This window comes from Citrobacter portucalensis (assembly GCF_023374935.1).
Taxonomy (GTDB): domain Bacteria; phylum Pseudomonadota; class Gammaproteobacteria; order Enterobacterales; family Enterobacteriaceae; genus Citrobacter; species Citrobacter portucalensis.
In genome coordinates, this window is record NZ_CP092466.1 from 2,228,647 (window position 1) to 2,253,237 (window position 24,591).

General features: G+C 49.1%; 22 protein-coding genes and 2 pseudogenes. 15 read left to right on the forward strand and 9 right to left on the reverse strand.

Annotated features, from left to right (window positions below; genetic code table 11):
* On the forward strand, positions 1–945 hold the full coding sequence (locus LY264_RS10905; protein WP_071692422.1) for a DUF6453 family protein: 945 nt from the start codon (positions 1–3) through the stop codon (positions 943–945).
* A 9-nt stretch (positions 946–954) separates the two neighbouring features.
* Positions 955–2,367 carry a phage tail fiber protein gene (locus tag LY264_RS10910; RefSeq protein ID WP_071692421.1) on the forward strand — a complete coding sequence of 471 codons (1,413 nt, stop codon included), beginning with the start codon at positions 955–957 and terminating at the stop codon, positions 2,365–2,367.
* A gap of 134 nt (positions 2,368–2,501) precedes the next feature.
* On the opposite strand, the pseudogene LY264_RS10915 reads toward LY264_RS10910, so the two are convergent.
* Positions 2,502–2,645 (reverse strand): annotated as a pseudogene (locus tag LY264_RS10915) (DinI-like family protein); the annotation flags it as partial.
* A 269-nt stretch (positions 2,646–2,914) separates the two neighbouring features.
* On the opposite strand from LY264_RS10915, the gene LY264_RS10920 reads away from it, so the two are divergent.
* Both LY264_RS10920 and pphA read left to right on the forward strand, forming a co-directional pair.
* A complete protein-coding gene (locus tag LY264_RS10920) occupies positions 2,915–4,474 on the forward strand; it encodes an EAL domain-containing protein (protein WP_071692420.1) in 1,560 nt (519 codons plus the stop codon).
* 691 nt (positions 4,475–5,165) lie between these two features.
* Entirely contained in the window at positions 5,166–5,807 is a 642-nt protein-coding gene (gene pphA / locus LY264_RS10930; protein ID WP_048224177.1) for a protein-serine/threonine phosphatase, read from the forward strand.
* Here pphA and LY264_RS10935 read toward each other — a convergent pair whose 3' ends face one another.
* From LY264_RS10935 to yebS, 5 genes and pseudogenes are all read right to left on the reverse strand, one after another.
* Positions 5,808–5,999, reverse strand: a complete 192-nt coding sequence (locus LY264_RS10935; RefSeq protein WP_003034941.1) for a YdfD/YebW family protein — start codon at positions 5,997–5,999, stop codon at positions 5,808–5,810.
* A gap of 102 nt (positions 6,000–6,101) precedes the next feature.
* Complete coding sequence (locus tag LY264_RS10940) at positions 6,102–6,338, reverse strand: YebV family protein (protein WP_165612495.1); 237 nt, start codon at positions 6,336–6,338, stop codon at positions 6,102–6,104.
* 100 nt (positions 6,339–6,438) lie between these two features.
* Positions 6,439–7,826, reverse strand: a pseudogene (gene rsmF / locus LY264_RS10945) (16S rRNA (cytosine(1407)-C(5))-methyltransferase RsmF).
* Positions 7,827–7,938: 112 nt separating this feature from the next.
* Positions 7,939–10,572, reverse strand: a complete 2,634-nt coding sequence (locus LY264_RS10950; RefSeq protein WP_048216184.1) for a PqiB family protein — start codon at positions 10,570–10,572, stop codon at positions 7,939–7,941.
* Complete coding sequence (gene yebS / locus LY264_RS10955; protein WP_048224174.1) at positions 10,541–11,824, reverse strand: membrane integrity lipid transport subunit YebS; 1,284 nt, start codon at positions 11,822–11,824, stop codon at positions 10,541–10,543. The genes LY264_RS10950 and yebS overlap by 32 nt, the downstream gene beginning before the upstream one ends.
* 128 nt (positions 11,825–11,952) lie before the next feature.
* Between yebS and LY264_RS10960 the strand changes: the two genes are divergently transcribed.
* The 4 genes from LY264_RS10960 to htpX all read left to right on the forward strand — a co-directional run bounded on the left by LY264_RS10960 (position 11,953) and on the right by htpX (position 16,375).
* Entirely contained in the window at positions 11,953–12,450 is a 498-nt protein-coding gene (locus LY264_RS10960; RefSeq protein ID WP_003833782.1) for a GAF domain-containing protein, read from the forward strand.
* Between the two features lie 96 nt (positions 12,451–12,546).
* Positions 12,547–13,233 (forward strand): RNA chaperone ProQ, encoded by a 687-nt coding sequence (gene proQ / locus LY264_RS10965; protein WP_003833781.1) that lies wholly within the window; start codon positions 12,547–12,549, stop codon positions 13,231–13,233.
* 19 nt (positions 13,234–13,252) lie between these two features.
* Positions 13,253–15,301, forward strand: a complete 2,049-nt coding sequence (gene prc, locus LY264_RS10970) for a carboxy terminal-processing peptidase (protein WP_048224172.1) — start codon at positions 13,253–13,255, stop codon at positions 15,299–15,301.
* 192 nt (positions 15,302–15,493) lie between these two features.
* Entirely contained in the window at positions 15,494–16,375 is an 882-nt protein-coding gene (gene htpX / locus LY264_RS10975) for a protease HtpX (protein WP_003034964.1), read from the forward strand.
* Between the two features lie 47 nt (positions 16,376–16,422).
* On the opposite strand, the gene LY264_RS10980 is transcribed toward htpX, so the two are convergent.
* Positions 16,423–17,796 (reverse strand): MFS transporter, encoded by a 1,374-nt coding sequence (locus tag LY264_RS10980; RefSeq protein ID WP_048216186.1) that lies wholly within the window; start codon positions 17,794–17,796, stop codon positions 16,423–16,425.
* A 174-nt stretch (positions 17,797–17,970) separates the two neighbouring features.
* On the opposite strand from LY264_RS10980, the gene kdgR reads away from it, so the two are divergent.
* Positions 17,971–18,762 carry a DNA-binding transcriptional regulator KdgR gene (kdgR, locus tag LY264_RS10985; protein WP_003833778.1) on the forward strand — a complete coding sequence of 264 codons (792 nt, stop codon included), beginning with the start codon at positions 17,971–17,973 and terminating at the stop codon, positions 18,760–18,762.
* Between the two features lie 114 nt (positions 18,763–18,876).
* On the opposite strand, the gene LY264_RS10990 is transcribed toward kdgR, so the two are convergent.
* Complete coding sequence (locus tag LY264_RS10990) at positions 18,877–19,116, reverse strand: YobH family protein (protein WP_003034975.1); 240 nt, start codon at positions 19,114–19,116, stop codon at positions 18,877–18,879.
* Positions 19,117–19,280: 164 nt separating this feature from the next.
* On the opposite strand from LY264_RS10990, the gene mgrB reads away from it, so the two are divergent.
* From mgrB to rlmA, 6 genes are all read left to right on the forward strand, one after another.
* The gene (gene mgrB, locus LY264_RS10995; protein WP_048216187.1) at positions 19,281–19,424 is read left to right on the forward strand and encodes a PhoP/PhoQ regulatory lipoprotein MgrB; all 144 of its coding nucleotides are present in this window, start codon (positions 19,281–19,283) and stop codon (positions 19,422–19,424) included.
* Between the two features lie 74 nt (positions 19,425–19,498).
* Positions 19,499–19,783 (forward strand): YebO family protein, encoded by a 285-nt coding sequence (locus tag LY264_RS11000; RefSeq protein ID WP_048216188.1) that lies wholly within the window; start codon positions 19,499–19,501, stop codon positions 19,781–19,783.
* A 636-nt stretch (positions 19,784–20,419) separates the two neighbouring features.
* Positions 20,420–20,563 (forward strand): DUF2627 domain-containing protein, encoded by a 144-nt coding sequence (locus tag LY264_RS11005; protein ID WP_003034983.1) that lies wholly within the window; start codon positions 20,420–20,422, stop codon positions 20,561–20,563.
* A gap of 12 nt (positions 20,564–20,575) precedes the next feature.
* The gene (cspE, locus tag LY264_RS11010; protein WP_001062678.1) at positions 20,576–20,785 is read left to right on the forward strand and encodes a transcription antiterminator/RNA stability regulator CspE; all 210 of its coding nucleotides are present in this window, start codon (positions 20,576–20,578) and stop codon (positions 20,783–20,785) included.
* Positions 20,786–21,004: 219 nt separating this feature from the next.
* Positions 21,005–22,750, forward strand: a complete 1,746-nt coding sequence (gene ftsI, locus LY264_RS11015) for a peptidoglycan glycosyltransferase FtsI (RefSeq protein ID WP_003833773.1) — start codon at positions 21,005–21,007, stop codon at positions 22,748–22,750.
* 63 nt (positions 22,751–22,813) lie between these two features.
* On the forward strand, positions 22,814–23,623 hold the full coding sequence (rlmA, locus tag LY264_RS11020) for a 23S rRNA (guanine(745)-N(1))-methyltransferase (protein ID WP_048216189.1): 810 nt from the start codon (positions 22,814–22,816) through the stop codon (positions 23,621–23,623).
* On the opposite strand, the gene mntP is transcribed toward rlmA, so the two are convergent.
* Positions 23,620–24,186 (reverse strand): manganese efflux pump MntP, encoded by a 567-nt coding sequence (gene mntP, locus LY264_RS11025; RefSeq protein ID WP_003021013.1) that lies wholly within the window; start codon positions 24,184–24,186, stop codon positions 23,620–23,622. The genes rlmA and mntP overlap by 4 nt on opposite strands.
* Positions 24,187–24,591: the final 405 nt, after the last annotated feature.

Below are 24,591 nucleotides of genomic sequence, written 5' to 3' on the forward strand. Positions count from 1 at the left end.
ATGCCTGAGGGGTTATTAATCGACTATAACGATGGCCGTCCGGCAATGGCAATTACTGCGGGGTTGCGTGCCCCGAGTTTTTGTACATCATTCTCAGGCTGGTCATCCCAGTTCATGCAGTACCCTGTCAATACAGCGCTTGTTCCTGGCTCACAGGCTATCGTGGTGCCCACCAATCCCATATACATCTATTCCTTTGCTGAATTTGATGTGGCCATTATGACCAGCGTCACCCGAAACGGTGACTCAGGGGTCATTATCGGGGCTGAGACAATCGGAGGGAAAAGCATTGTCCCTGACTGGTCAGGCTACGTTATGGAGCTGCTGCCTGCGGCGACATATAACGAAGGATTACTGGTTTCAAACTCGACTGACTTCACCGCTATATCCAATCAGGCCGCGCTGATGACCTGCGCCTGGTCCGGACGCATTACGGTTAACGGCAGCGCGCCGCTTCCGGCGGGCGGTATACCTTTCGGTAAATGGGATAACCCGAATGTGTCGGTAGGGTTTGATGGCGGCAATATCATCGTCCGCGATATTTCCTACACAGGACGGGACGATGTGGCCGGAACGGCGACGATTGACCTGGTGATATTCAATCAGAGTGCGCCTGTCGGCGGCGACGGTATCACGATGACCAACGCCGCAGGCCAGGTGACGTTCTCCACGCTGAAACGCCCCTTTGTATATGACAGACAAATCCAGATTACCGATGCCTTTCAGGATATTGGCGGTGGATTCTGCCAGATAGTCTATACCGGCGTTCAGGTACGTATGCTCAGCGGATGGGGAAATATCAGAACTAAAGGGGTGGTCATGTCAGGCGGTAGCGTCAGGTCGGCCTACAACAAAGTGTTTGCGAATCGCAACTCCGGTTCATGGGATATGACCCGAAACAGAAATATCGCCATGCCCATTCTTATTCTTCCGAACATGTACTGAGGAAAAACTATGTCAGCAGGAACCTTAACCCTGACGAATAACTCTGCTGCAGTCGCTGGCAACGGGACCGCGTTTACCACCGAGGTAGCGGCCGGAGATTTTATTGTTGTCACTGTCGGCGGCGTTCCCTATACGCTCCCGATTAAATCAGTGGAAAGCGGTACAGCGTTGACGCTTGTCAGTAATTTCACAGGGCCAACACAATCTGGCGCGGCCTGGTCAGCTGTTCCCCGTGTGGCCCTGAATATGGTTACCGCTGCGCTGGTGGCACAGAGCGCAGAAGCCCTGCGCGGTCTGAACTACGACAAGCAGAACTGGCAGCAGGTATTCAGCGGAACGGGAACAGTGACCGTCAAACTACCTGACGGCAGCACGTATACCGGACCAGCATGGGGAGGTATAGCTACAACTCTTGATGGTAAGGCAGGGAAAGGTGCTAACAGCGATATCACAAGCCTTTCTGGGTTGACAACACCGCTAAGTATAGGGCAGGGCGGGCTCGGAGCAACGGATGCTACAGGAGGCCGTAGTGCTCTTGGTTTAAAAAGTGCAGCTACGGCAGAAATTACCACATCTGATACAGATACCACTGCGGGGAGGGTTTTAAAGGTCGGGGATTTCGGTCTGGGTAAAAGAATTAATCCAAAAATTGATGATGTTTATAATAAAAAATATTCCACTGGAGTTTATAAGTTAGATACAGGTACGGGAGGCTGGCCTTACCCTTATGCAATGATGATTCGTATGTCTGACAGGGATTATGGTGCTGGCGGAGATGCCTACAGGCAACAGGCATTTGCAGCTATTGCGGTTGGCGCTGGTAATCATGGTATGCGATTCATTTTTTACGCCGATGGGGGAGCTGAGACCTGGCAGACAGTTTACGGTACGAATAATACGACAGTGGATGGTAATGGATTTATCAAGACGGCGTCGCCAGTGATTAAAATATTCGCCAACGGAGCATGTGAGTGTATGCCGGAGGCTGAAGGATGCTGTGTAAAACGTATTGCCACAGGTGAATATTTGATTACTGGATGTGTTGGCCTGAACTCCGATGCAGCATGGGGTGGTATTGATGGTGGTTTCGAAATCCCGGTCGACAGAAACAAGAACCCACGAATCTGGCTGGATTACAAAGTCAATGCTGATGGTTCGGTGCTTATCAGGACGTATCACCGGGTACATAGTTCAGCTCCGGAGTTTGCCCGAAACAGAATAGGAAACACTGATATTAACGGTGTGTTTACTGAGACCGTTGCGGATGGTGAACTAGTTGACATTCCTGCAGATTCTTTTGTATCCGTACGTGTGGAGATGCCGGAAGACAGCATCTGGAACCAGAAGAAGAAAGAAACACGGGAGGCGATGGAAAAAGCTGAACGCGAGCGCGAGCAAAATCAGCATGATACCCAGTCGTAAAATTGATGGTCGCCGCAACCATGCCGTATGCAGGAGCATGATTGCGGCCGACTGACGAACGTTCGATAGTTTGAGTATTGAATGATTGCCAGTCACGGCGGATTGTACTTAAGCAATATGACGGTTCAAGGTGTTTAATCTGAAACCAGCCACATATCAGACTCTTCAAACATTTCCTGAACAGTACGGCTTATCTGTTCCTTCTCATGCTTGCTGGCGTCAGTGTTGATCGCCGGCAGCGTCATCATCGGTTTTACCCAAGTACCAGTATCGGGAAAAGGCGCGGTTTCACACTTATTTCCCTTAGAATTACATCCTTTACATTAGACCTATGAATACAAGATGAAGTGCCACTTATTTGGCTAAAATGCAAACACAAATCTAACTTGGATGTGGTTTTGCGTTATTTTATAACGTTCTTTTCTAATAAAAAACATAAAGAAATATTTGTTTTAGCCGATAATCTGTTTTAACTGTATGTATTTGATTCACGACAGATAGTAGAATGTATGTTGTTACATAGGGTCAGGCATATAAAGAGGTCGGTGTGAAGAATAACCACAATTTAAAACGAATTAAGCCTTATGTGATATCAATCACGTTTTCATTTTTTATTTTTTTCTCATTGTCTGAGATTTCAATGTATTATATATACAAGGAGAGGATTGCATCATATACAGAACGAGTTTTGAATAGAAGCGTTAGTCTCATTCAACAGATTGATAAAATAAATGATAGTTATGAAATATTTAATGCTTATAGTCCTTGTAGTGAACTACAACTTCATGCTCTAAGAGTGGCCTTATGGCCCTATGCTCTTATAAAAGATATATCATTTATTTCAAATGGTGCAGTCATATGTAGTGCTTTATGGGGAGTGTTGCCAGCACCATTGCTTCTCAATGTCTATGATAGAAAAGTTGAAAAGGACAATGTAACTTGGTTTTTTGGTGTGTTACTGGAAAATAATGTAAAAGCTGATTTGCTAAGCAATCAAAAATTAGCCATAACGATTTCACCATTTGCATTTAATAGATTTGTTACAGACCATGAAGAGAAGGGGTTTTCTGCAATTGTAGGTGACAGAGATCATTCGCTTCATTTGTTCAAACTTGGTGAGCAGGTCGATCTTCTTGAAGAGGCTCAGCATGATAAATCCTACCAACTAGGACTTATTACCACGCAAAGCTGTAATAAAAATAATAATGTCTGTGTCATGGGGGGAGTTAAATTTCCGTGGATGAGTTTCGATAGTTGGTTAACGATGTTGTTGATTTCCTTTACATCTATTGTAACCGGTGTTCTTCTGGGTGTTTTTTATAATCAAAGAGTTGCACGTAAGCAATCATTAGTTTCAAGATTAAAAAATGCGATAAGAAGCGAATCATTATATCTTGTGTATCAACCTATTTATAAAATAAAAACCGGAAAAATTATTGGTGTGGAAGCACTAATTAGATGGGATGATCATGATATTGGTAGCATTCCTCCTGATATTTTTATCCCTATTGCAGAGAAGCATGGTTTAATCCAGGGAATAAGTGATTTTGTATTTCGAATGGCAGTAAAGCAAACCATGTCTCTTTCTGAGGAATTTGATATTTTTATAAGCATTAATGTTAGTTATCAAGACCTTCTGTCGGAATCATTTCAAGAAAAAGTGTTTCAGATGATTGATGAATCAAATATAAAACCTGGTATGATAATGATGGAGTTAACAGAAAGGCAGAGCGCGGAAATAAATTCCCTCCAAAAGGTTATTTCTTTATTTAATAATAAAGGTATATCAATAGCTATTGATGATTTCGGGACTGGTCATTCAAATTTAAACTGGCTATCAAATTTACAAATAGATGAAATTAAAATTGATAAGTCAATTACAGATTCTATTTGTGAACCCTCTGTAAATAATAATATCGTATCAGGATTGGTGGAGATTTTTAAAGATATAACTAACAAAGTCGTTTTCGAAGGTGTCGAGACATCAGCTCAGGTGAAATATTTAACTGAAATGTTCCCTGAGTGCGGTGTCCAAGGATGGTATTACTCACAGCCACTATCTATAGATAAATTGACAAAGTTAGTAAATGATATTAATGGGGTTTAATATGTATTGCATTGTTTTTATTGTTTAATTTTATATAAGATACGTGTAACCGTGTACCATATAAATTTAACAGCTGAACTTTAATATCTCGTGCCGAATATAGTTGACTAGTTGGTTCGAGATTGAGTGAAATGTCTTGCTCGACTTCATCTGCGAGAAGGGCGAGATAGTCTTGACGTGTCATTGACTGTGAAAAGCGTCCACACATAGAAACCTCCAGCCATATGTCAGACTGAAAGTATAGGGCAGGAAGAAAAAGTGGTGCGCATCGGTAATGATTTAAAAAGGAGCTTGTAAGGTAAACCGGAATGATTGTTTGTGAATTGATGAATTCTTAAAAATGGGTAGTCGCTGGAACAATGCGATCCCGAACTTTTCCCGACGACGCCACGAAACCAATGGCAACTGATTGATCTTGAATGATTGCAATAGTAAGTATCAGGAGGTGTTTTTTAGTGGGTTTTTGGTGTTAAGTTATTGAATTTTATAGGTTATTGCGTTTTGAGTTGTAAACAGGAATCGTATTCGGTCTCTTTTTATGTGGCGAATGCGATGCCATCCAGGGCAAAACACGGCGTATTGCATGCTGCATTCTCCATAAACCATACCATACTCCTGCCCACGATCGTCCAGGCTTTTTTACCAACATTGCTAAAATTATAATCAGGTACCCTTGTACTCCGGAGGCGACATGGGACGACCTGGCAATATCTATCAACGAATCGACGGTACGCAGTGGCGTCACGTCTGGGTGGTTGGGGATATCCACGGATGCTTCTCGATGCTGATGGCTAAGCTGCGCCAGTACCGTTTTGATCCTTGGCAGGATTTGCTGGTTTCAGTGGGGGATGTTATCGACCGTGGACCAGACAGTTTGCGTTGTCTGAAACTACTGCGTAAACACTGGATTGTCGCGGTCAGGGGGAATCATGAACAGATGGCGCTGGACGCGCTGGCGACGGGGGATCAATTCATGTGGTTTATGAATGGTGGCTCGTGGTTCGAGCAGGCGGAGCAACCGGCAGCGAAATTTGCTCTTGAAGCGTGTTGGCAGTTACCCTGGATACTGGAGCTGCATTGTCAGAACGGTATACACGTTATTGCTCATGCCGATTACCCGGATGATGATTATCAGTGGCTAAAAGAGATCGATTTACAGCGCGTGCTGTGGGACCGTTCGAGGCTGATGAACAGTGGTTGTGCGATTCAGGGCGCGGATCACTTCTGGTTTGGCCACACGCCGCTGCGCCATCGGCTGGATCGCGAGAATTTACACTATATTGATACCGGTGCTGTATTTGGCGGCGAGTTAACGCTGGTACAACTGCAATAATCAAAAATCGCTGTATTCCTGGGCCGGATGCCAGAAACTGTCGATGTAGTCGTCCGCAGGTAAACATCCGCCGTTACGAATACGTTGATCGTCCATCGATATCAGGCACTGCTGCTCAGTTTTGTAGACATCAACCACGATATCTTCACAACCGCCATCCAGATAGCACACAAAAAGAACCAGCGTGAACATTCCATCCTCAAATGGTAAAGCCATACCTGTAGTGTAGAAGATGTTGATAGATGAGGGAAATTAACCAAGAAATAACCCGTCTGGCGACGGGTTCTTTTTGAATCAGGCAAGGCGCATGATCCAGGCATCTGACTTACGATCGTAGTGTTCGCGAAATAGTACTGAATGTTCTCCGTTCAACAGGGCCGGGACGCTGGTTTCGGCATCCCAGGCATCCAGTTGCATACATAAATCCGGATCGGATTTACACGGAATGGTTAACGTTCGGTCCCCCGGCGATTCGCCATGTAACTCGGCGTCGTCGATTTCAAAAGCGCCAATGCGCACACTGGTTTTCATCATCGTGCTCTCCGTTAATTTGCTGGTTGTGGTACGACCAGTTAAGGCGTCCATTTTTCAGCGTAGTCAACGTTAGCAAAAGCGCCAGTAAAAACGTGCGTTATCCCGTAAAGAGTTTGCCATCCCGGACAAGATCGCGCGGGTAGCTATTCTTCAGTCGCGATCCAATGCGTTTTGCCAGACCGATCGGCTGATGCTGGAACGTAACCAGTACGTCATCAGTCGTCGGTGCGGTTTGGGGGAAACATCTCTACCGCGATACCACTCTTCCGCTTCGGCAAGGGTCAGTTCGAATGCATGGCTGTGGTTCGGGTCGGCGAGGGCGATAACGGCCTCATGCTGCCAGCGATACCCTTTATTGTGGGTTTCGGCCAGTTTGATCCCAAGTCGAGAAAAGCGAACCTTGCCAATTAGAGGTTCAATTTCAGTTGGGAACAGCCAGATCTCTTTATCGCGCTGCCACAGGCGCAAATTATCTTCCCACTGCAGTCCACAAGCGCTCGCGGCTTGCGTGACAAGCGCAGACTCGCGCCCTTTAAGCGGGCTAAACGGGAAGTTACCGACTTTGTACTTCGGCGCAGGTAGTGCAGGGATTGCAGCTGTTTTGCGCAAACGCGCAACGAAGAAACCTTCGCAATCGTAAATCTGCGGGAATACATGCAGGAATCCTTCCGGCGTCAGGACGCGTTCGGCCTGCGGAAATAAATCGCCCAGAGGTAAAAACTCGACGGCATCAGGGTAGGCCTCAATCAACCACTGCATGATATTTTCATTTTCGTCACGATTAAGCGTACAGGTCGAGTAAACCAATGTGCCACCGGGACGCAGGGCGTGGAAGGCGCTGTCGAGTAATTCGCGCTGGGTCGCGGCAATTTCCAGATTACTTTCTACAGACCAGTTTTTTAGCGCATCGGGGTCTTTACGCACCACACCTTCACCGGAACACGGTGCGTCGAGCAATATGGCATCAAATGACTCCGGCAACGCAGCGCCAAATACGCGTCCGTCAAAATGGGTCAGGGCGACGTTGGCTATCCCGCAACGGCTGATATTGGCATGCAGGACTTTGACGCGACTGGCAGAAAACTCATTCGCCAGAATGGCGCCTCGATTATTCATTTTTGCGGCAATTTGCGTGGTTTTGGAGCCGGGGGCTGCCGCAACATCCATTACGCGTTCCGGGGTATTGCCTTCGGCGAACAGTGCTGCGACTGGCAGCATTGAACTGGCTTCCTGAATATAAAACAGGCCGCTTAAATGTTCTGCGGTGCTGCCGAGCGGCACTGACTCTTCATCATCGCGCTCGATCCAAAAGCCTTCAGCACACCAGGGAACCGGGGTGAGAGACCAGTTGTAAGGTGCTGTCAGCGCGAGGAAATCGGCAACGGAGATTTTCAGCGTATTGACGCGAATGCTGCGGCGCAACGGGCGCTGACAGGCAGCGAGAAATTCATCGAATGAGAGCGTGGAAGGCATTGCTTCACGCATTTGAGTCAGAAAGGCGTCGGGAAAATAAGCCACTTGGTACCACCGGCAAAAAAACAGGTGCGCAGTGTAGCATAAGTGCTCCGGCGCGAGTACGCCGGAGCAAGTGGAGAGGTTAACGTGGCAGGGCGGTTCCCCATTCACGCCACTCTTTAGGTTCACTTTCCAGCAACAGGAAGTGTTTACCTGCCTGCGCTTTCGGAGCCAACGGTGTACCCGGTGGAGTCGCGAAGGCGATGCCGCCGCGGATGAACTGATTGAAGGTACCGGTCTTCACGACACCGCCGGTCAGGCCGAAGTCGAGATTGTAGCCGGATGCCAGCCAGAACACGGAGTTGTTGCGTACCAGATGCTGATAGCGTTGGCTAATGCGCATGGCAACCATCACACGATCGGAAAGCGAGCCCAGCGTCAGCCCGGTGACGGTCCCCACTTCAATACCTCTGAACAAAACCGGGGTTCCGATATTCAGCGAACCTGCTTCTGGTGCTTCAACCACAATACTCAGACCATCGAGGTAACGAGAGTCGGTAATGGTGGCTTCCTGCAGCTCAAAATCACGGCGCGGATTACCGCGTCCTGGTTCAACGTTGATATACGGCTGCAGGATTGTATCCAGATGCTCCACGCCCGCTGCCGAAATTTGCGGGGTGATCACGGAGAAACGGGTACCGCTTCGCGCGAAGGTTTGTACGTATTCCGGGTACAGAACCGCTTTTGCCTGAACTTCGTTACGGGCGGTGATCAGCTCAAGCGTCTGGATCTGTCCGATATCGATTCCCAGGTAGCGAATCGGCATGCCTGCAGCGAGTTTACCGGCATCGAACGCATGCAGCGTTATCTGGCCGCCGACCGCACGCGCGGCGGTTTCCGAAGCATACAGAATACGCTTGTCACCTTTACGTTGGCTGGCGCTGGCACCGCTTAAATTATCGAAGCTAATCGCCCCTTTAAGCGCGCGTGAAAGGGGAGATGCCTGTACGGTTAATCCGCTGCCGTTAAGCTGAACTTTTGCTCCGCCTTCGGCCCAGAACACGCTGTTGCTGGTCAACAGGTTGCGATATTCCGGTTTGATATGCAGATCGATATCAAACGCATCGGCGCGAGGACGAACGCTAATCACTTCACCGACCTCGAATTTGCGGTAAAGCACCACCGAACCGGCCTGCACATCAGGCAGCGTTTCGGCGCTCAGGCTGACCGTAGTGGTTGGCAGATCGCTCAGGCTGTTTTCAATCGCTTTCTCCAGGTTAGCGTAAAGCGGGTAGCTTTTTTTCATTTCGCCCTTGGTTCCGGGCAAAATACGAATGCCGCCGCTGAGCCACTCACTGGCGCTGGCGCCAAGGAACTCCACGCCATCAAGTCCAACTTTGACATCCACGCGGCTGTTCACCACGAACTTACTGTCACCTTGCACCAGGTCACGATGCTGTGGTTCAACAGCAACGGTAAATGAGACGCCTTTGCTGGAAAGCGTACGCTCAATCACCTGACCGACCTGTACGCCGTGAAGAATTAGCGGCTGGCCAGCATCAATACCGTAACTCTCCGGCGCGGTCAGCGTAAACGTCATGACGCCTGGGTCGTGTAACAACGACTTCTCAGCGGGAATAACGACAAACTGGTTACGCGGCTCGCCTTCGCCAGGTACCAGCTCGAAAGTTTTACCTGTTAGCAGCGAACTGAGATTCACATCGCTTAACGATAATTTAGGGCTGTGTAACTCAATGCGTGTGTTGTCACGCAGCAGCGTTACGACGCTGGGATCGACCGTCATTTCGCCGGTGACTTTGCCGCCTGGGTTTAAATCCAGTTTTGTGAGCTGACCGACTTCTAATCCTTGATACATCAGCGATGTTGAGCCTGCTTTGAGTCCATCTCCGTTGGGTAAATCAAGCTTGACGATTACTCCGCGCTGGCTGTGCGCGAGATCCTGATATAGACCAAACGTGTCGTCTGCCGCAGCAGGTTTTGAGTCTTCGGGTGAATCAAAAGCAATGGCACCGTTGACCAGCGCCGCCAGACTCTCCAGTTTTACCTTCGCACCGCTAAGGCTGACATCCGCATTTACACCGGATACGTTCCAGAAGCGGCTGCCTTTTTTCACCAGATTGGTGAAGCGACGTTCAATCAATACATCGATGGTTACGCCCTGATGGTTCGGGTTGATGGTGTAGTCATAGACCCTGCCCACCGGAATCTTACGGAAATAAACCAGCGAACCGCTATTAAGCGATCCGAGATCAGGGGCGCGCAGATGCAGCATTAAATCGCCATTATCCAGACGATACTTGGGCTGGGTGTCGAGGGCGACGAAATGATCCTCGGCCTCGCCAGTACCGGGCATCATGCCGATATAGTTGCCGCCAACCAACGCATCCAGACCAGAAACCCCAGCCAGCGACGCCTTCGGCGTGACCAGCCAGAACTGGGTATCTTTGCGCAGAGCATCTTTCATGCTCGATTTGATGCTGACGCGGACTTCAATTTTGCGCAGATCTTTGCTGAGGTTGATATCCTGCACCGTGCCCACTTCAACGCCCTGATAACGAACGGGAGTACGGCCTGGCACAATGCCGTCCGCAGACATAAAGTCAATGGTCACGGTATTGCCGCGATCTTCATAGCTTCCCCAGATAAGCCAACCTGCGATCATCAGTGCAATGAACGGCAGCAGCCAGAACGGGGAGATACGGCGTTTTGTTTTAATCTGCGCTTCAGTCTGCGAAGCGGGCGTTTCCTGACTCATGTGCATCCCAAAGTAAGCGGCTGTCCAGCCATTCCACAGCAAGAATAGTCAATATTACCGCTGCGCCGAAATAAAACGCAGCCGGTCCCATAGTAAAAGCAAGTATCTGATCGCGATTTATCAGCGACATGGTTAACGCGATAACAAAGAGATCGAGCATCGACCAGCGGCCAATCCAGGTCACCATACGCAGTAGTTTTATACGGGTGCGCAACCCTTGTTCACAATTAAAGTGGATGCTGAATAGCAACGTAAACATCACAATCACTTTGGTGAATGGCACTAATATACTGGCGATAAACACGATCGCCGCTACGCCGACATTGCTGTTTGCCAAAGACATTATGCCTGACAGGATTGTGTCTTCCTGCCGGCCGCCGTTGACATAAATTATCGAGATGGGCAGCAGGTTAGCGGGCAAAAGCAGGACAATCGAGGCCAGCAGTGCCGCCCAACACTTTTGGATACTTTGATTTCTGCGCCAGCGCAACGGGATATGGCAGCGAGGGCAGCGACCGCGAGCATCCGGATAACCTGTAAAATGGCAGCCGAGGCAGACGCGGAGCTTTTCATCGGGCCGACGAGCCGGTCTTTGCGGGTAGAAACGGTCCCAAAGCTGCTCAACGTTAAGATGCGACAGCGTCAAAATACTCAGGATCACCAGCGCAATAAAAGCAAACAGCCCCACGCCAGGCTGCAAAAAAGCATAGTCCTGAACCTTGATTGAGGCGACGCCGATACCCACCAGGTAAATATCGAGCATCACCCACTCTTTGAGCCTTTCCAGCATCAACAGCACCGGGCGCAGGTTCATCCCGAGAATATTACCAAACCACAGATAAGCGATTGAGGTCACGAGAATTAGTGGCGCACCAGCGACGCAAAAAAGCACGAAGGAGGCGGTGAGGGGATCACCTTGTCGGGTCATTTGCCAGATGCCTTGCATCACATTGGCATCAATGCGCACGCCTAATAAATAGATGTGCAGGAGCGGCTCTCCCCAGGCAAAGGGCATCAGCAGCAACATGGTGAAAGCCATTGCCGCCAGTCGTGTTAACGACCAGTCGCGTCCGTCACGAATTTTTGCCTGGCAGCGTGGGCAAAAGGCACTTTGGTGCGAACGCATTTTAGGCAAGCTAAATATCAGGTCACATTCAGGGCAGCGATGATAATGTGCATGAGGTAGTGCCTCACCGATGGACCTGATGGCTATTTTTTTAGTTGGCGTGATGCGTGGTGTCGTTAAGGCCATGTATCGCGAATCAAATTGTTGAAGTAATGTTATCTTAACTCATGACGGGAATGATCTTGAGCATTAACGCATTTAATGTTTATTTTAGTAGGCTGCAGTTTTAAGTAAGACAACTAAGTGATTATATAATGAACAAAATAGAGCTATACACGGATCTGAACCGTGATTTTCAGGCATTGATGGCAGGTGAAACCAGTTTTCTGGCAACGCTGGCAAATACCAGCGCATTGTTGTACGAGCGTCTTGCAGAAGTGAATTGGGCCGGTTTTTACCTGCTTGAGGACGATACGCTGGTGCTTGGTCCCTTCCAGGGCAAAATTGCCTGCGTGCGGATCCCGGTAGGGCGCGGTGTGTGCGGTACCGCAGTGGCGCAGAACCAGGTTCAGCGTATTGAGGACGTACATGCTTTTGATGGGCACATCGCCTGTGATGCCGCCAGCAACGCTGAAATCGTCCTGCCGATCGCTGTCGATAATCAGATAATCGGCGTGCTGGATATTGATAGCACGGCATTTGGCCGCTTTACTGAAGAAGATGAACAAGGTCTGCGTACGCTTGTGGCACAGCTTGAAACCGTGCTTGCAACGACGGATTACAAAAAATTCTTTGCGCGCGTCGCAGGATAATCAACGGATAACGTAGCAATTACTGATGACGTCATTATAATGTCGCCTGTTCATGCCTGCGCTTGTTGGCTACGTCCGTTGTAATCAGGAAATTTCATGGAAAATCAACCTAAGTTGAATAGCAGTAAAGAAGTCATCGCGTTTCTGGCCGAACGCTTCCCGCAGTGTTTTAGTGCGGAAGGCGAAGCGCGCCCACTGAAAATTGGCATTTTTCAGGATCTGGTAGAGCGTGTTGAGGGTGAAATGAACCTCAGCAAGACTCAGCTCCGTTCTGCCTTACGTCTCTATACTTCAAGCTGGCGCTATCTGTATGGCGTTAAATTGGGCGCAACGCGTGTTGATCTCGACGGCAACCCTTGTGGTGAGCTGGATGAACAACATGTTGAACATGCTCGCAAACAGCTGGAAGAAGCTAAAGCCCGTGTTCAGGCGCAACGCGCAGAGCAACAGGCGAAAAAACGCGAAGCGGCTGCTGCCGCCGGTGAAAAAGAAGACGCCCCACGTCGCGAGCGTAAGCCGCGTCCTGCACCGCGTCGTAAAGAAGGTGCTGAGCGTAAACCTCGCGCTGAAAAACCAGCAGCAAAAGCACCGCGTGCTCCTCGCGAAGAACAGCATACCCCGGTATCTGATATTTCAGTACTGACGGTAGGGCAGTCTCTGAAGGTGAAAGCAGGAAATAATGCGATGGATGCCACCGTATTAGAAATCACCAAAGATGGCGTCCGTGTACAGCTGAATTCGGGTATGTCTTTGATTGTACGCGCAGAACACCTGGTGTTCTGAAACGGAGGCCAGGCCTGGCATGAACACTTTTTTTAGGCTTACTGCGTTAGCTGGTCTGCTTGCATTAGCAGGCCAGGCACTTGCTGTGGAAGACATCACGCGTGCCGATCAAATCCCCGTGTTAAAGGAAGAAACCCAGCATGCGACGGTAAGCGAACGTGTGACGTCGCGTTTTACGCGATCACACTATCGCCAGTTCGATCTGGATCAGGCGTTTTCGGCAAAAATTTTTGACCGCTATTTGAATTTGCTCGACTACAGCCACAACGTGCTGCTGGCGAGCGATATCGAACAGTATGCAAAAAAGAAAACGGTCCTCGGCGATGAACTGCGCACCGGCAAGCTGGATGTCTTTTACGATCTCTATAATCTGGCGCAAAAACGCCGATTTGAACGTTATCAGTACGCATTAAGCGTACTGGCACGTCCAATGGATTTCACCGGTAACGACACCTTTAACCTCGACCGAAGCAAAGCGCCGTGGCCGAAGAGCGAAGCAGAGCTTAATGCGCTGTGGGACGGCAAGGTTAAATTTGACGAACTCAGCCTGAAGCTGACCGGTAAAACCGATGCGGAAATCCGCGAAACGCTGACGCGCCGCTACAAATTTGCGATTCGCCGTCTGGCGCAGACCAACAGCGAAGATGTGTTCTCACTGGCGATGACAGCGTTCGCCCGTGAAATCGACCCGCATACTAACTATCTCTCTCCGCGCAATACCGAGCAGTTCAATACTGAAATGAGCTTGTCTTTGGAAGGTATTGGCGCGGTTCTGCAGATGGATGATGACTACACCGTCATTAACTCCATGGTGGCAGGTGGTCCGGCAGCCAAGAGCAAAGCGATCAGCGTTGGCGATCGTATTGTCGGCGTCGGGCAGACGGGCAAGGGCATGGTCGATGTGATTGGCTGGCGTCTGGATGACGTTGTAGCGCTGATCAAAGGACCTAAAGGCAGCAAGGTGCGCCTTGAAATTCTGCCTGCCGGTAAAGGTACCAAGACGCGCACCGTGACGCTAACGCGTGAACGTATCCGTCTCGAAGACCGTGCCGTTAAAATGTCCGTGAAAACCGTTGGCAAAGAAAAAGTCGGCGTACTGGATATTCCTGGCTTCTATGTTGGCCTGACGGATGACGTCAAAGTTCAGTTGCAGAAACTGGAAAAACAGAATGTCAGCAGCGTGATTATCGATCTGCGTACCAACGGTGGTGGCGCACTGACCGAAGCGGTTTCACTTTCCGGTCTGTTCATTCCTTCCGGCCCGGTGGTTCAGGTTCGTGACAATAACGGTAAAGTGCGTGAAGACAGTGATACCGACGGCGTTGTGTACTACAAAGGCCCGCTGGTGGTATTGGTCGATCGCTTCAGTGCCTCGGCATCGGAAATTTTTGCCGCGGCAATGCAGGATTATGGCCGTGCGCTGATCGTCGGTGAACCGACCTTTGGGAAGGGCACCGTACAGCAGTATCGCTCCCTGAATCGTATTTACGATCAGATGCTGCGTCCGGAATGGCCTGCGCTGGGTTCTGTTCAGTACACGATCCAGAAATTCTACCGCGTAAACGGTGGCAGCACGCAGCGTAAGGGTGTTACGCCGGATATCATCATGCCGACAGGTAATGAAGAAACTGAAACCGGTGAGAAGTTTGAAGATAACGCGCTGCCGTGGGACAGCATTGATGCGGCAACCTACACCAGGTCTGATAACCTGACGCCGTTTGGACCTGAATTGCTAAAAGAGCACAATGCACGTATTGCGAACGATCCTGAGTTCCAGTACATCATGAAGGACATTGCGCGATTCAATGCGATGAAGGATAAGCGCAGCATCGCTTCTCTGAATTACGCTCAGCGTGAGAAAGAGAATAACGAAGATGACGCAATGCGTCTGGCGCGTATTAACGATCGGTTCAAGCGAGAAGGCAAACCGTTGCTGAAGAAACTGGACGATCTGCCGAAGGATTACCAGGAGCCGGATCCGTATCTGGATGAAACGGTAAAAATCGCGCTCGACCTGGCGCATCTTGAAAAAGAAAAGCCAGCGGAACAGCCCGCCAACAGTCAATAACCTCAAACAGGCACAAGAAATTGTGCCTGTTTTTTTAACAAGCGCATGAAGACGTCAGTCTGATACGATAAAATGTAAAGTTGTGTCTTTCTGGTGACTTAGCACCCATGGATGCTTGAAAATAGCCATAAGACCCATACGATATGGGTAATCGCATAGTGCGTTTTGTTAAATTGAGGTTAAAAGAAAATTATGATGCGAATCGCGCTCTTCCTGCTGACGAACCTGGCTGTGATGGTCGTTTTCGGGCTGGTATTGAGCCTGACAGGGATTCAGTCAAGCAGCGTTCAAGGCTTGTTGATCATGGCACTGCTGTTTGGTTTTGGTGGTTCCTTCATTTCGCTGCTGATGTCCAAATGGATGGCGTTAAAGTCCGTTGGCGGAGAAGTGATCGAACAGCCTCGCAATGAAAGAGAACGCTGGCTGATGAATACAGTCGCGAATCAGGCCCGCCAGGCAGGGATCGCTATGCCGCAGGTTGCAATCTACCATGCGCCAGATATTAACGCGTTTGCTACCGGTGCGCGCCGGGATGCCTCGCTGGTGGCTGTAAGTACTGGCCTGTTGCAAAACATGAGTCCGGATGAAGCCGAAGCGGTTATCGCGCATGAGATCAGCCACATTGCTAATGGCGATATGGTTACCATGACGTTAATTCAGGGTGTGGTGAACACTTTCGTTATCTTTATCTCACGTATTCTGGCGCAGATTGCCGCTGGGTTTATGGGAGGCAACCGCGATGAGGGAGAGGGTAGCAACGGTAACCCGTTAATCTACTTTGCGGTAGCGACGGTACTGGAGCTGGTATTTGGTATTCTGGCGAGCATTATTACGATGTGGTTCTCACGTCATCGTGAATTCCATGCGGATGCAGGCTCAGCGAAACTGGTGGGTCGTGAAAAAATGATCGCCGCGCTACAGCGCCTGAAAACCAGCTATGAGCCGCAGGAAGCGACCAGCATGATGGCGTTCTGCATCAACGGTAAATCCAAATCGTTGAGTGAGCTGTTTATGACTCACCCGCCGTTGGACAAACGTATTGAAGCGCTGCGCAGCGGTGAATACCTGAAATAAATGGCAGCAGACTTAAAATAAAAAGCGCGTCGACAGACGCGCTTTTTTTATGCCTGAACTCGCGGTTGTGTGATACGTAAGCCACTCACGATTGCGGCTAGCGAAGCCAGAATACCCGCTGTTATCAGCGAAACGTGTGTTCCGCTGTCGCCAAACTGATTTAGCATCAGCGCAACCAGTGCGGCCCCGGTACTCTGGCCCAGTAAACGCGCCGTTCCAAGCATACCGCTCGCGCCTCCGCTACGATCACGCGGCGCGGAGGTGATGATGGTGTGATTATTCGGTGACTGGAACAAGCCAAAACCCGCACCGCACAAAATCATTGGCCAGATGATATTAAAATCAGAAGGTGATGCGGGCAGCAACACCAGCGAAAACAGCCCACACGCCATTACTGCCATGCCCAGCGCGCCCAGCAGACCCGCATGAACACGTTCAATCAAATATCCCGCCAGTGGGGCCATCACCATGGTTGCCAGCGGCCACGGCGTCAGCAGCAGGCCCGTTTCAACCTCGCTGCGCCCGAGAACCGTTTGCATGAAAAATGGGAGAGAAACCATCGCCAGCATCTGTGCGCTGAATGAACAGATTGAAGTACAAATAGAGAGTGAAAACAGCGGAATGCGCAGCAGATCAACCGGTAGTAACGGTACTGGCAATGCGAGTTGGCGGCGGATAAAGAAAAACCCTACCACGAGCAGCCCCACAAGTTCAGCACCAATCAGTTTTAGCGACTGTCCCTGCGCAAATCCGCTGAGTGCCGTGATTAACAAACCGAATGTTAAGGCGTTCATCACTGCGCTGGGCAGATCGAAGCGCGGTTTATTGCTACGTGATGAATTGGGTGGCAAAAAACGCATAGCCAGTAGCAGGGCGATGATCCCCAGTGGAACGTTAATCAGGAATAGCCATTTCCACGAGGCAATAGAAAGAATAGCCGCCGCAATAGTCGGACCCGCTGCCGAGGATACAGCCACGATAAAGGAGTTAATACCCATTCCGCGGCCAAGCTGGCGCTGAGGATAAATGAGTCGGATCAATGCCGTATTAACGCTCATCAGCGCCGCGCCGCCAAACCCCTGAGCCACGCGCGCTAACGTCAGCATATGCAGCGAGTCTGACAAGGCACAAAACAGCGACGCCAACAGAAACACGACCAGACCACACTTATAAATGCGTCGGTAGCCAAACATATCACCTAAAAAAGAGAGCGATAACAGCGAAACAACGATCGCAATTTGGTAGGCGTTCACAATCCAGATTGAGCTGGCGGGTGAGGCCTGAAGATCGGTGGCGATAGTGGGGAGGGCAACATTCGCTATTGCGCCGTCGAGTACTGCCATAGAGATGCCAATAACAATGGTTAAAATTGCGCCATATCGCTGGGGCAATGGCAGACCATCGGTCTGAGTTTTTTCCATAGGAAGTCAATATTGTCGGAATTTATGATGAGAATAATAATTTTAGCATTGATATTCAGGCGTTAGGTCGCAGATTTGTAACTAAGTAAGCAAAGAGCGATTGCGAGGGCTGATACGTGAAATTATAATAAAAACCGGTTCTGATTTTTATAAAACACTCGAAAGGGGTGATAAATGGCAATCGCAGATCTGGATAAACAACCCGATTCTGTATCTTCCGTGCTGAAGGTTTTTGGCATCCTGCAGGCGCTGGGTGAAGAGCGCGAAATTGGTATTACCGAGTTGTCGCAACGCGTCATGATGTCGAAAAGCACCGTTTATCGCTTTTTGCAGACCATGAAAACGCTGGGCTATGTGGCACAAGAAGGGGAGTCTGAGAAATACTCACTGACCCTGAAACTATTCGAGCTGGGTGCTCGCGCGTTACAAAACGTCGATCTTATCCGTAGCGCTGATATTCAGATGCGCGAACTTTCGCGCCTGACCAAAGAAACAGTACACCTTGGCGCACTGGATGAAGACAGCATCGTCTACATTCATAAAATCGATTCCATGTACAATCTGCGCATGTATTCTCGCGTAGGTCGCCGTAATCCACTGTACAGCACGGCTATCGGTAAAGTTCTGCTGGCATGGCGTGACCGCGATGAAGTGAAGCAAATTCTGGACGGTATTGAGTACAAACGCAGCACCGACCGTACTATTACCAATACTGATGAGCTGCTGGTACTGCTGGATAAAGTCCGTGAGCAGGGCTACGGTGAAGACAACGAAGAACAGGAAGAAGGTCTGCGCTGCATCGGTGTGCCGGTGTTTGACCGTTTCGGTGTGGTGATTGCAGGCTTGAGTATTTCATTCCCGACGCTGCGTTTCTCAGAGGAACGTTTGCACGAGTATGTGGCGATGCTGCATACGGCTGCGCGTAAAATTTCAGAACAAATGGGTTATAACGATTATCCGTTCTAATCTGGCGTAATAGCGTCAACTTAAAAACCCCAGGTATTTTTGTATCTGGGGTTTTTTATGAACAGTCATAACGTTAGTTGGTGCAAATAACGTAGCGTATGTATTGTTGCTATATTAACCGTTATCAATAATGACCGTACTTTTTCTTAACAAAGGGCAATCCGACAGGCCAATGATACCGCTGTTTGTGTGGACGTATTGTGCGGTGCTGGTTCCGCGGGCGGTCAGATATTGGCATTGCAAGCCCAGACCCGCTGCATTCTCCTTACTTCCAATCAAAATTCCGTAGCCGCTCAGTAATAAACCGATCCAAACCAGAGCTAACAACACAATAGCGCGGATTATCAGACGCATTACAACCTCTTATCTTTTCTCGTTATTATTAGATTAGCCTGTACATGGGATGAAACAAGTGAATCATTCCTAAAAAGATTGAATGCCGATACAGTTAACGCTGGGTTTAGGTAACGCATGATAATTTATAGACATAAGATGTAGATTCGAAGAGTGGAGCTGGAGTGAAAAAAATTCGCTGGGTAGTGCTGATAGTTGTCGTGCTGGTATGCATACTGATGTGGGCGCAAGTGTTCAACATCTTGTGCGATCAGGATGTACAATTTTTCAGCGGTATTTGTGCCATCAATAAATTTATTCCCTGGTAAGCGCATTTTTGCCACAGTTGATTACCTTCTTGTGCGGCAGTGGTAAACTACGCTGTCTACATTGAGGTGGTGAAATGAACGAAGTTTTGAATTCTGGCGCGTTGGGTTTGGCGTCTTTGGCTGTATCGGTGGTGATTCTGGTTGTCGGGCTTGTACTGTGGTTTTTCGTCAATCGGGCAAGTTCGCGTACTAATGAGCAGATTGAGTTGCTTGAAGCATTGTTAGATCAGCAAAAAAGACAGAACGCATTGCTCCGTCGCCTTTGCGAAGCTAACGAACCTGAAAAAGCAGCAGAGCCTGCTGCGGTCACAGCGAAGGATGAAGATGATGACATCATCCGCCTGGTAGCTGAGCGGTAAAAATGGTATGACAGGGTGAGGATCTGTTGCTTTTGTTCTCAGATGTTTCATCCTGTCACCAATGTGCCAGATTATTTTCTTCTTTACATGTCGTGTAATTAGCACTCTGATACGCGTGTAAACTCAGTATTTTCAGATGCTCCAACCAATTAATATCTTATCCCCGGTCTGATATAAATATAATTTCCCATACGATAAAAATATGATTATGTCATTTTTGTGATAGCGATCGTTTTATTAACAGCGAAACGTTTCTCTTACTTTTTTTGTGCATTGTCATCATTCTTTCATTATTTTGGTGCAAAAGCAGAAGGCGGATCTCATTTTTACGCTTGTGACATTTTATGCATTACTAAGCATAAAAAATGATATCCGGCACATCCTGTAACAGCTAATCTGGAACAACCGAAGCTATTGAGCTATGGTAGAAATGTCCCGGCTATGGTGCAAGCCAGACGGGGGATGGGGTGAGCGGCGGGAATATAACACTTCTCGGTGTGGCGCATAACTGTGCAGTTGCTGTTTGATGAACGACGGGATTTGTGCGACCGATCGAGACACGTTTAAAAATGGCTTGCCATTATTAACGTTGTATGTGATAACACGTTTTGGGTTAAACGAGGTACAGTTCTGTTTATGTGTGGCATTTTCAGTAAAGAAGTCCTGAGTAAACACGTTGACGTTGAATACCGCTTCTCTGCCGAACCTTATATTAGTGCCTCAAGCAGTAATGTCTCAGTTTTATCTATGTTATGCCTGCGGGCGAAGAAAATACTCTAAGGAATTTTGCAAATGGCAAAGATTAAAGGTCAAGTTAAGTGGTTCAACGAGTCTAAAGGTTTTGGTTTCATTACTCCGGCTGATGGCAGCAAAGACGTGTTCGTACACTTCTCCGCTATCCAGGGTAACGGCTTCAAAACTCTGGCTGAAGGCCAGAACGTTGAGTTCGAAATTCAGGACGGCCAGAAAGGTCCGGCTGCTGTTAACGTAACAGCTATCTGATCGACACCACTGATTTGAAGCGCATATGCGCAACCATCTCAGATATAAAGCCTCGCCTATGCGGGGCTTTTTAATTCAAAATACGTCTAAATATTTCTAAATGCCCTTCCATTAGCGCTTTGTTGCAAAGGCGTGATGTTCGTAGCATAGTTTTCCCCGCTTTCTTACGACATTTCTCGTTAAATCAGACACCTGAAAAACTATCTTGCTGGAGACCAGGTGAAAAAGAAAAACGACGGCGACGCGCGCAATTTTACTCCCGTACGTTTTGCCCTGCTTTGTGTGGCAATATTATTGAGTCTGGGATTGCTGCTGGGTCGGGTTGCGTGGCTGCAAATTGTCACGCCGACGAGTCTGGTGAAACAGGAAGATATGCGTTCGTTACGTGAGGTAACTATTGCCTCGCCGCGCGGGATGATTACCGACAGAGAAGGGCGACCGCTGGCGGTAAGTGTTCCGGTTAACGCCGTATGGGCCGATCCTAAGACCATCATCAGCAAGGGAGGCGTGGGTTACAACGAACGCTGGCAGGCTCTGGCAAGGACTCTGCATTTGTCACTGAGTACGCTGGCGGAACGCGTTAACAGTAATCCTGGCGGACGTTTTATTTATCTGGCACGACAAATTTCCCCTCAGCAGGCTGAGTGGGTAGATGATCTTAATCTCCCGGGCATCAACCTGCGCGAGGAATCCCGCCGGTTCTATCCCGCAGGCCACGTAGCGGCGAATCTCATTGGTTTTACCAACATTGATGGACAAGGCATTGAAGGGCTGGAAAAGAGCTTTAATAACCAGCTGATGGGTAAACCTGGCTCCCGTCTGGTACGTAAAGACAAATTTGGCCATGTCATTGAGAATATCACCGAAGTTACGCCTGTTCCTGCACACGAATTACAGCTCAGCATCGATGAGCGTCTGCAGACGGTCACCGAAGATGCGTTGGACAATGCCGTTACGTGGAATAAAGCAGAATCAGGAGCCGCAGTGCTGGTCAACATTGCTACCGGTGAAATACTGTCCATGGCGAGCTTTCCTGACTTCAACCCCAATAATCGTGATGGCGCGGTACTGGATGATTTTCGTAACCGTGCAATTAGCGATACGTTTGAACCCGGTTCAACCGTTAAACCGCTGGTGATCATGACTGCACTCCAGCAGGGGATAGTACAACCCGACAGCGTGATTGATACCCATCCTTTTTACCTTGATGGACATCGCATTCGCGACGTCGGGTTTTACCCGGAACTGTCGCTGACCGGGATTTTACAGAAATCGAGCGATACCGGCGTGTCGCACCTTTCATTGGCTATGCCTGTCCAAAAATTGCTGGATACCTATAAAAGCTTTGGTTTTGGCGATCCAACCGGACTGGGATTAACCGGTGAAAGCAGCGGTTTAATGCCTCAACGCCGCTACTGGAGCGATTTGGATCGCGCGACCTTTGCATTTGGTTATGGATTAATGGTAACGCCGCTGCAGTTGGCGCACGTATATGCAACCATTGGTAGTTTTGGTATCTATCGGCCCCTTTCGATTACCCGTATTGACCCGCCGGTAATCGGTACCCGAGTGATGCCGGAGGCGCTGGTTCACCAGGTTGAACATATGATGGAAAGCGTTGCGTTACCTGGTGGTGGGGGAACTAAAGCCGCGGTCAGGGATTATCGCGTGGCGGTTAAAACAGGAACGGCAAAGAAAATTGGTGATGACGGTAAGTATGTCGATAAATACGTGGCTTATACAGCAGGCGTTGCGCCAGCGAGCGACCCGAAATTTGCACTGGTGGTCGTCATCAATAATCCGCAAAACGGTGCTTATTATGGTGGGGCTGTCTCTGCGCCTGTCTTCAGCCAGATAATGGGTGATGTCCTGCGTCTGGAGAACGTTAAACCGGATGGCATGCCTGCTGACTCCGATCATCTGCTGGTGATGCACGGCAGCAACGTATCCTCGCCGTCGCTGTAAGTTATTTTCCCAGGGCGCAATTCGCGTTACACTTGCGCCCTTAAGTCACCTGCCGGAGTTGTCATGTCGTTTTCCTGTCCTCTTTGCCACCAGCCTCTTACTCAAGCGAATAACAGTTTTGTCTGCCCCGGGCGGCACCAGTTTGACGTGGCGAAAGAAGGGTATGTCAACTTACTGCCGGTTCAGCATAAACGATCGCGCGATCCGGGTGACAGCGCTGAGATGATGCAGGCGCGACGGGCATTTCTTGATGCCGGGCACTATCAACCGTTGCGTGATGCGATTGTGAATGTGCTGAAAGAGAAGTCGACTTCAGAGGATGCAGCGATCCTGGATATTGGCTGTGGGGAAGGGTATTACACCCATGCGTTTGCCGACGCGCTGACGGGTTGTACAACCTTTGGTCTTGACGTCTCCAAAGTGGCAATTAAAGCTGCAGCCAGACGCTATCCGCAGGTGACCTTTTGCGTTGCCTCCAGCCATCGTCTGCCGTTCGCAGATGAGTCAATGGATGCCATCATCAGGATCTACGCGCCCTGTAAAGCGCAAGAGCTGGCACGCGTGGTTAAACCGGGGGGATGGGTTATCACCGCCACGCCGGGACCGCGTCATTTAATGGAACTGAAAGGGCTTATTTATGATGAGGTGCGTTTGCATGCGCCACACACAGAGCAACTGGACGGTTTTGTTCTGCAACAGAGTATTGCGCTGGGGTATCAGATGCAGCTTCAGGGCAGCGAGGCCGTTGCGTTACTGCAAATGACGCCGTTCGCCTGGCGGGCAAAGCCGGAGGTGTGGAAAACGTTAGCGGAGAAAACGACGTTTGACTGCCAGACCGATTTTAGTATTCATGTCTGGCAGCGTCTGAATTAACCGTGGAAGTGTGCCCAGAGGATCTGGGCACCGATACCAATCAGCACCACCCCACCCAAAATTTCTGCTCGTTTGCCCAGCATCGGGCCAATGAAACGACCAATCATCATGCCGAGCGTGGACATAATCAATGTGGCGCAGCCGATGGCCAGCGCGGTGGCAATAATATTGACTTGCAGGAAAGCCAGACCCACCCCGACGGCCATTGCGTCGAGACTGGTGGCAATGGCGGTGGTAACCAGCAGCCAGAAACCATGACGGCGCTGCGGTTCTTCCTCTTCATCCCCGTTGTCGCGAAAACCTTCGATTATCATTCGCCCGCCTAAAAAGATCAGCAGAATGAAGGCGATCCAGTGGTTCCACTCCAGCACGAATTTGCTGGCCAACATACCCATGCCCCAGCCAATCAGCGGCGTAAGCGTTTCAACTGCGCCGAATATCAGACCTGTGCGCAATGCTTCAGAAAATTTGGGTTTATGCAGTGTGGCGCCTTTGCCAATTGATGCAGCGAAAGCATCCATCGACATGCCGAAAGCGAGAAGAACTGTAGCGGTGAGATTCATAACAGCGTCCTGACCGGGGTATCCATAAAACACATCACTGCCCCCAGTAACCATGCATACAGGCCGGAATCACTATAAATACAGCGCCATTCAGATATGCATTGCAGTTGATGTGCCTATGGTCTCGCCTGACTGAACCTGTAAATTCAGTCCGTACGCGCCACGTTTTTCAACGAGTATGTTGACACGTACATTTCCGGAGTCTGGAAATCGGCTACTCCCCAACGACGGGCGCAACCTTAACATATTTTGAGAATATAAAACAAGAAACGCAGAAATAATATTTGACTTCTAATTGAAAACGATTTTCATTTAGATTTATTTATAAATAAAACGTTAAAATAAATAACATTGTGGACAGTTAAATATAGCCTTGGCTATGTTTGTTTTTATACTGATATATAA

What these genes read in the sequence shown, in the direction of transcription:
- LY264_RS10935 (WP_003034941.1), bottom strand. Translation starts at nt 5,999, where the DNA reads ATGTTCACGCTGGTTCTTTTTGTGTGCTATCTGGATGGCGGTTGTGAA.
- LY264_RS10940 (WP_165612495.1), bottom strand. Translation starts at nt 6,338, where the DNA reads ATGAAAACCAGTGTGCGCATTGGCGCTTTTGAAATCGACGACGCCGAG.
- htpX (WP_003034964.1), top strand. Translation starts at nt 15,494, where the DNA reads ATGATGCGAATCGCGCTCTTCCTGCTGACGAACCTGGCTGTGATGGTC.
- LY264_RS11005 (WP_003034983.1), top strand. Translation starts at nt 20,420, where the DNA reads ATGTGTGGCATTTTCAGTAAAGAAGTCCTGAGTAAACACGTTGACGTT.
- LY264_RS10960 (WP_003833782.1), top strand. Translation starts at nt 11,953, where the DNA reads ATGAACAAAATAGAGCTATACACGGATCTGAACCGTGATTTTCAGGCA.
- cspE (WP_001062678.1), top strand. Translation starts at nt 20,576, where the DNA reads ATGGCAAAGATTAAAGGTCAAGTTAAGTGGTTCAACGAGTCTAAAGGT.
- pphA (WP_048224177.1), top strand. Translation starts at nt 5,166, where the DNA reads ATGGGACGACCTGGCAATATCTATCAACGAATCGACGGTACGCAGTGG.
- LY264_RS10905 (WP_071692422.1), top strand. Translation starts at nt 1, where the DNA reads ATGCCTGAGGGGTTATTAATCGACTATAACGATGGCCGTCCGGCAATG.
- yebS (WP_048224174.1), bottom strand. Translation starts at nt 11,824, where the DNA reads ATGGCCTTAACGACACCACGCATCACGCCAACTAAAAAAATAGCCATC.
- kdgR (WP_003833778.1), top strand. Translation starts at nt 17,971, where the DNA reads ATGGCAATCGCAGATCTGGATAAACAACCCGATTCTGTATCTTCCGTG.
- LY264_RS10980 (WP_048216186.1), bottom strand. Translation starts at nt 17,796, where the DNA reads ATGGAAAAAACTCAGACCGATGGTCTGCCATTGCCCCAGCGATATGGC.
- LY264_RS10990 (WP_003034975.1), bottom strand. Translation starts at nt 19,116, where the DNA reads ATGCGTCTGATAATCCGCGCTATTGTGTTGTTAGCTCTGGTTTGGATC.
- LY264_RS11000 (WP_048216188.1), top strand. Translation starts at nt 19,499, where the DNA reads ATGAACGAAGTTTTGAATTCTGGCGCGTTGGGTTTGGCGTCTTTGGCT.
- LY264_RS10910 (WP_071692421.1), top strand. Translation starts at nt 955, where the DNA reads ATGTCAGCAGGAACCTTAACCCTGACGAATAACTCTGCTGCAGTCGCT.
- rlmA (WP_048216189.1), top strand. Translation starts at nt 22,814, where the DNA reads ATGTCGTTTTCCTGTCCTCTTTGCCACCAGCCTCTTACTCAAGCGAAT.
- LY264_RS10950 (WP_048216184.1), bottom strand. Translation starts at nt 10,572, where the DNA reads ATGAGTCAGGAAACGCCCGCTTCGCAGACTGAAGCGCAGATTAAAACA.
- mntP (WP_003021013.1), bottom strand. Translation starts at nt 24,186, where the DNA reads ATGAATCTCACCGCTACAGTTCTTCTCGCTTTCGGCATGTCGATGGAT.
- prc (WP_048224172.1), top strand. Translation starts at nt 13,253, where the DNA reads ATGAACACTTTTTTTAGGCTTACTGCGTTAGCTGGTCTGCTTGCATTA.
- proQ (WP_003833781.1), top strand. Translation starts at nt 12,547, where the DNA reads ATGGAAAATCAACCTAAGTTGAATAGCAGTAAAGAAGTCATCGCGTTT.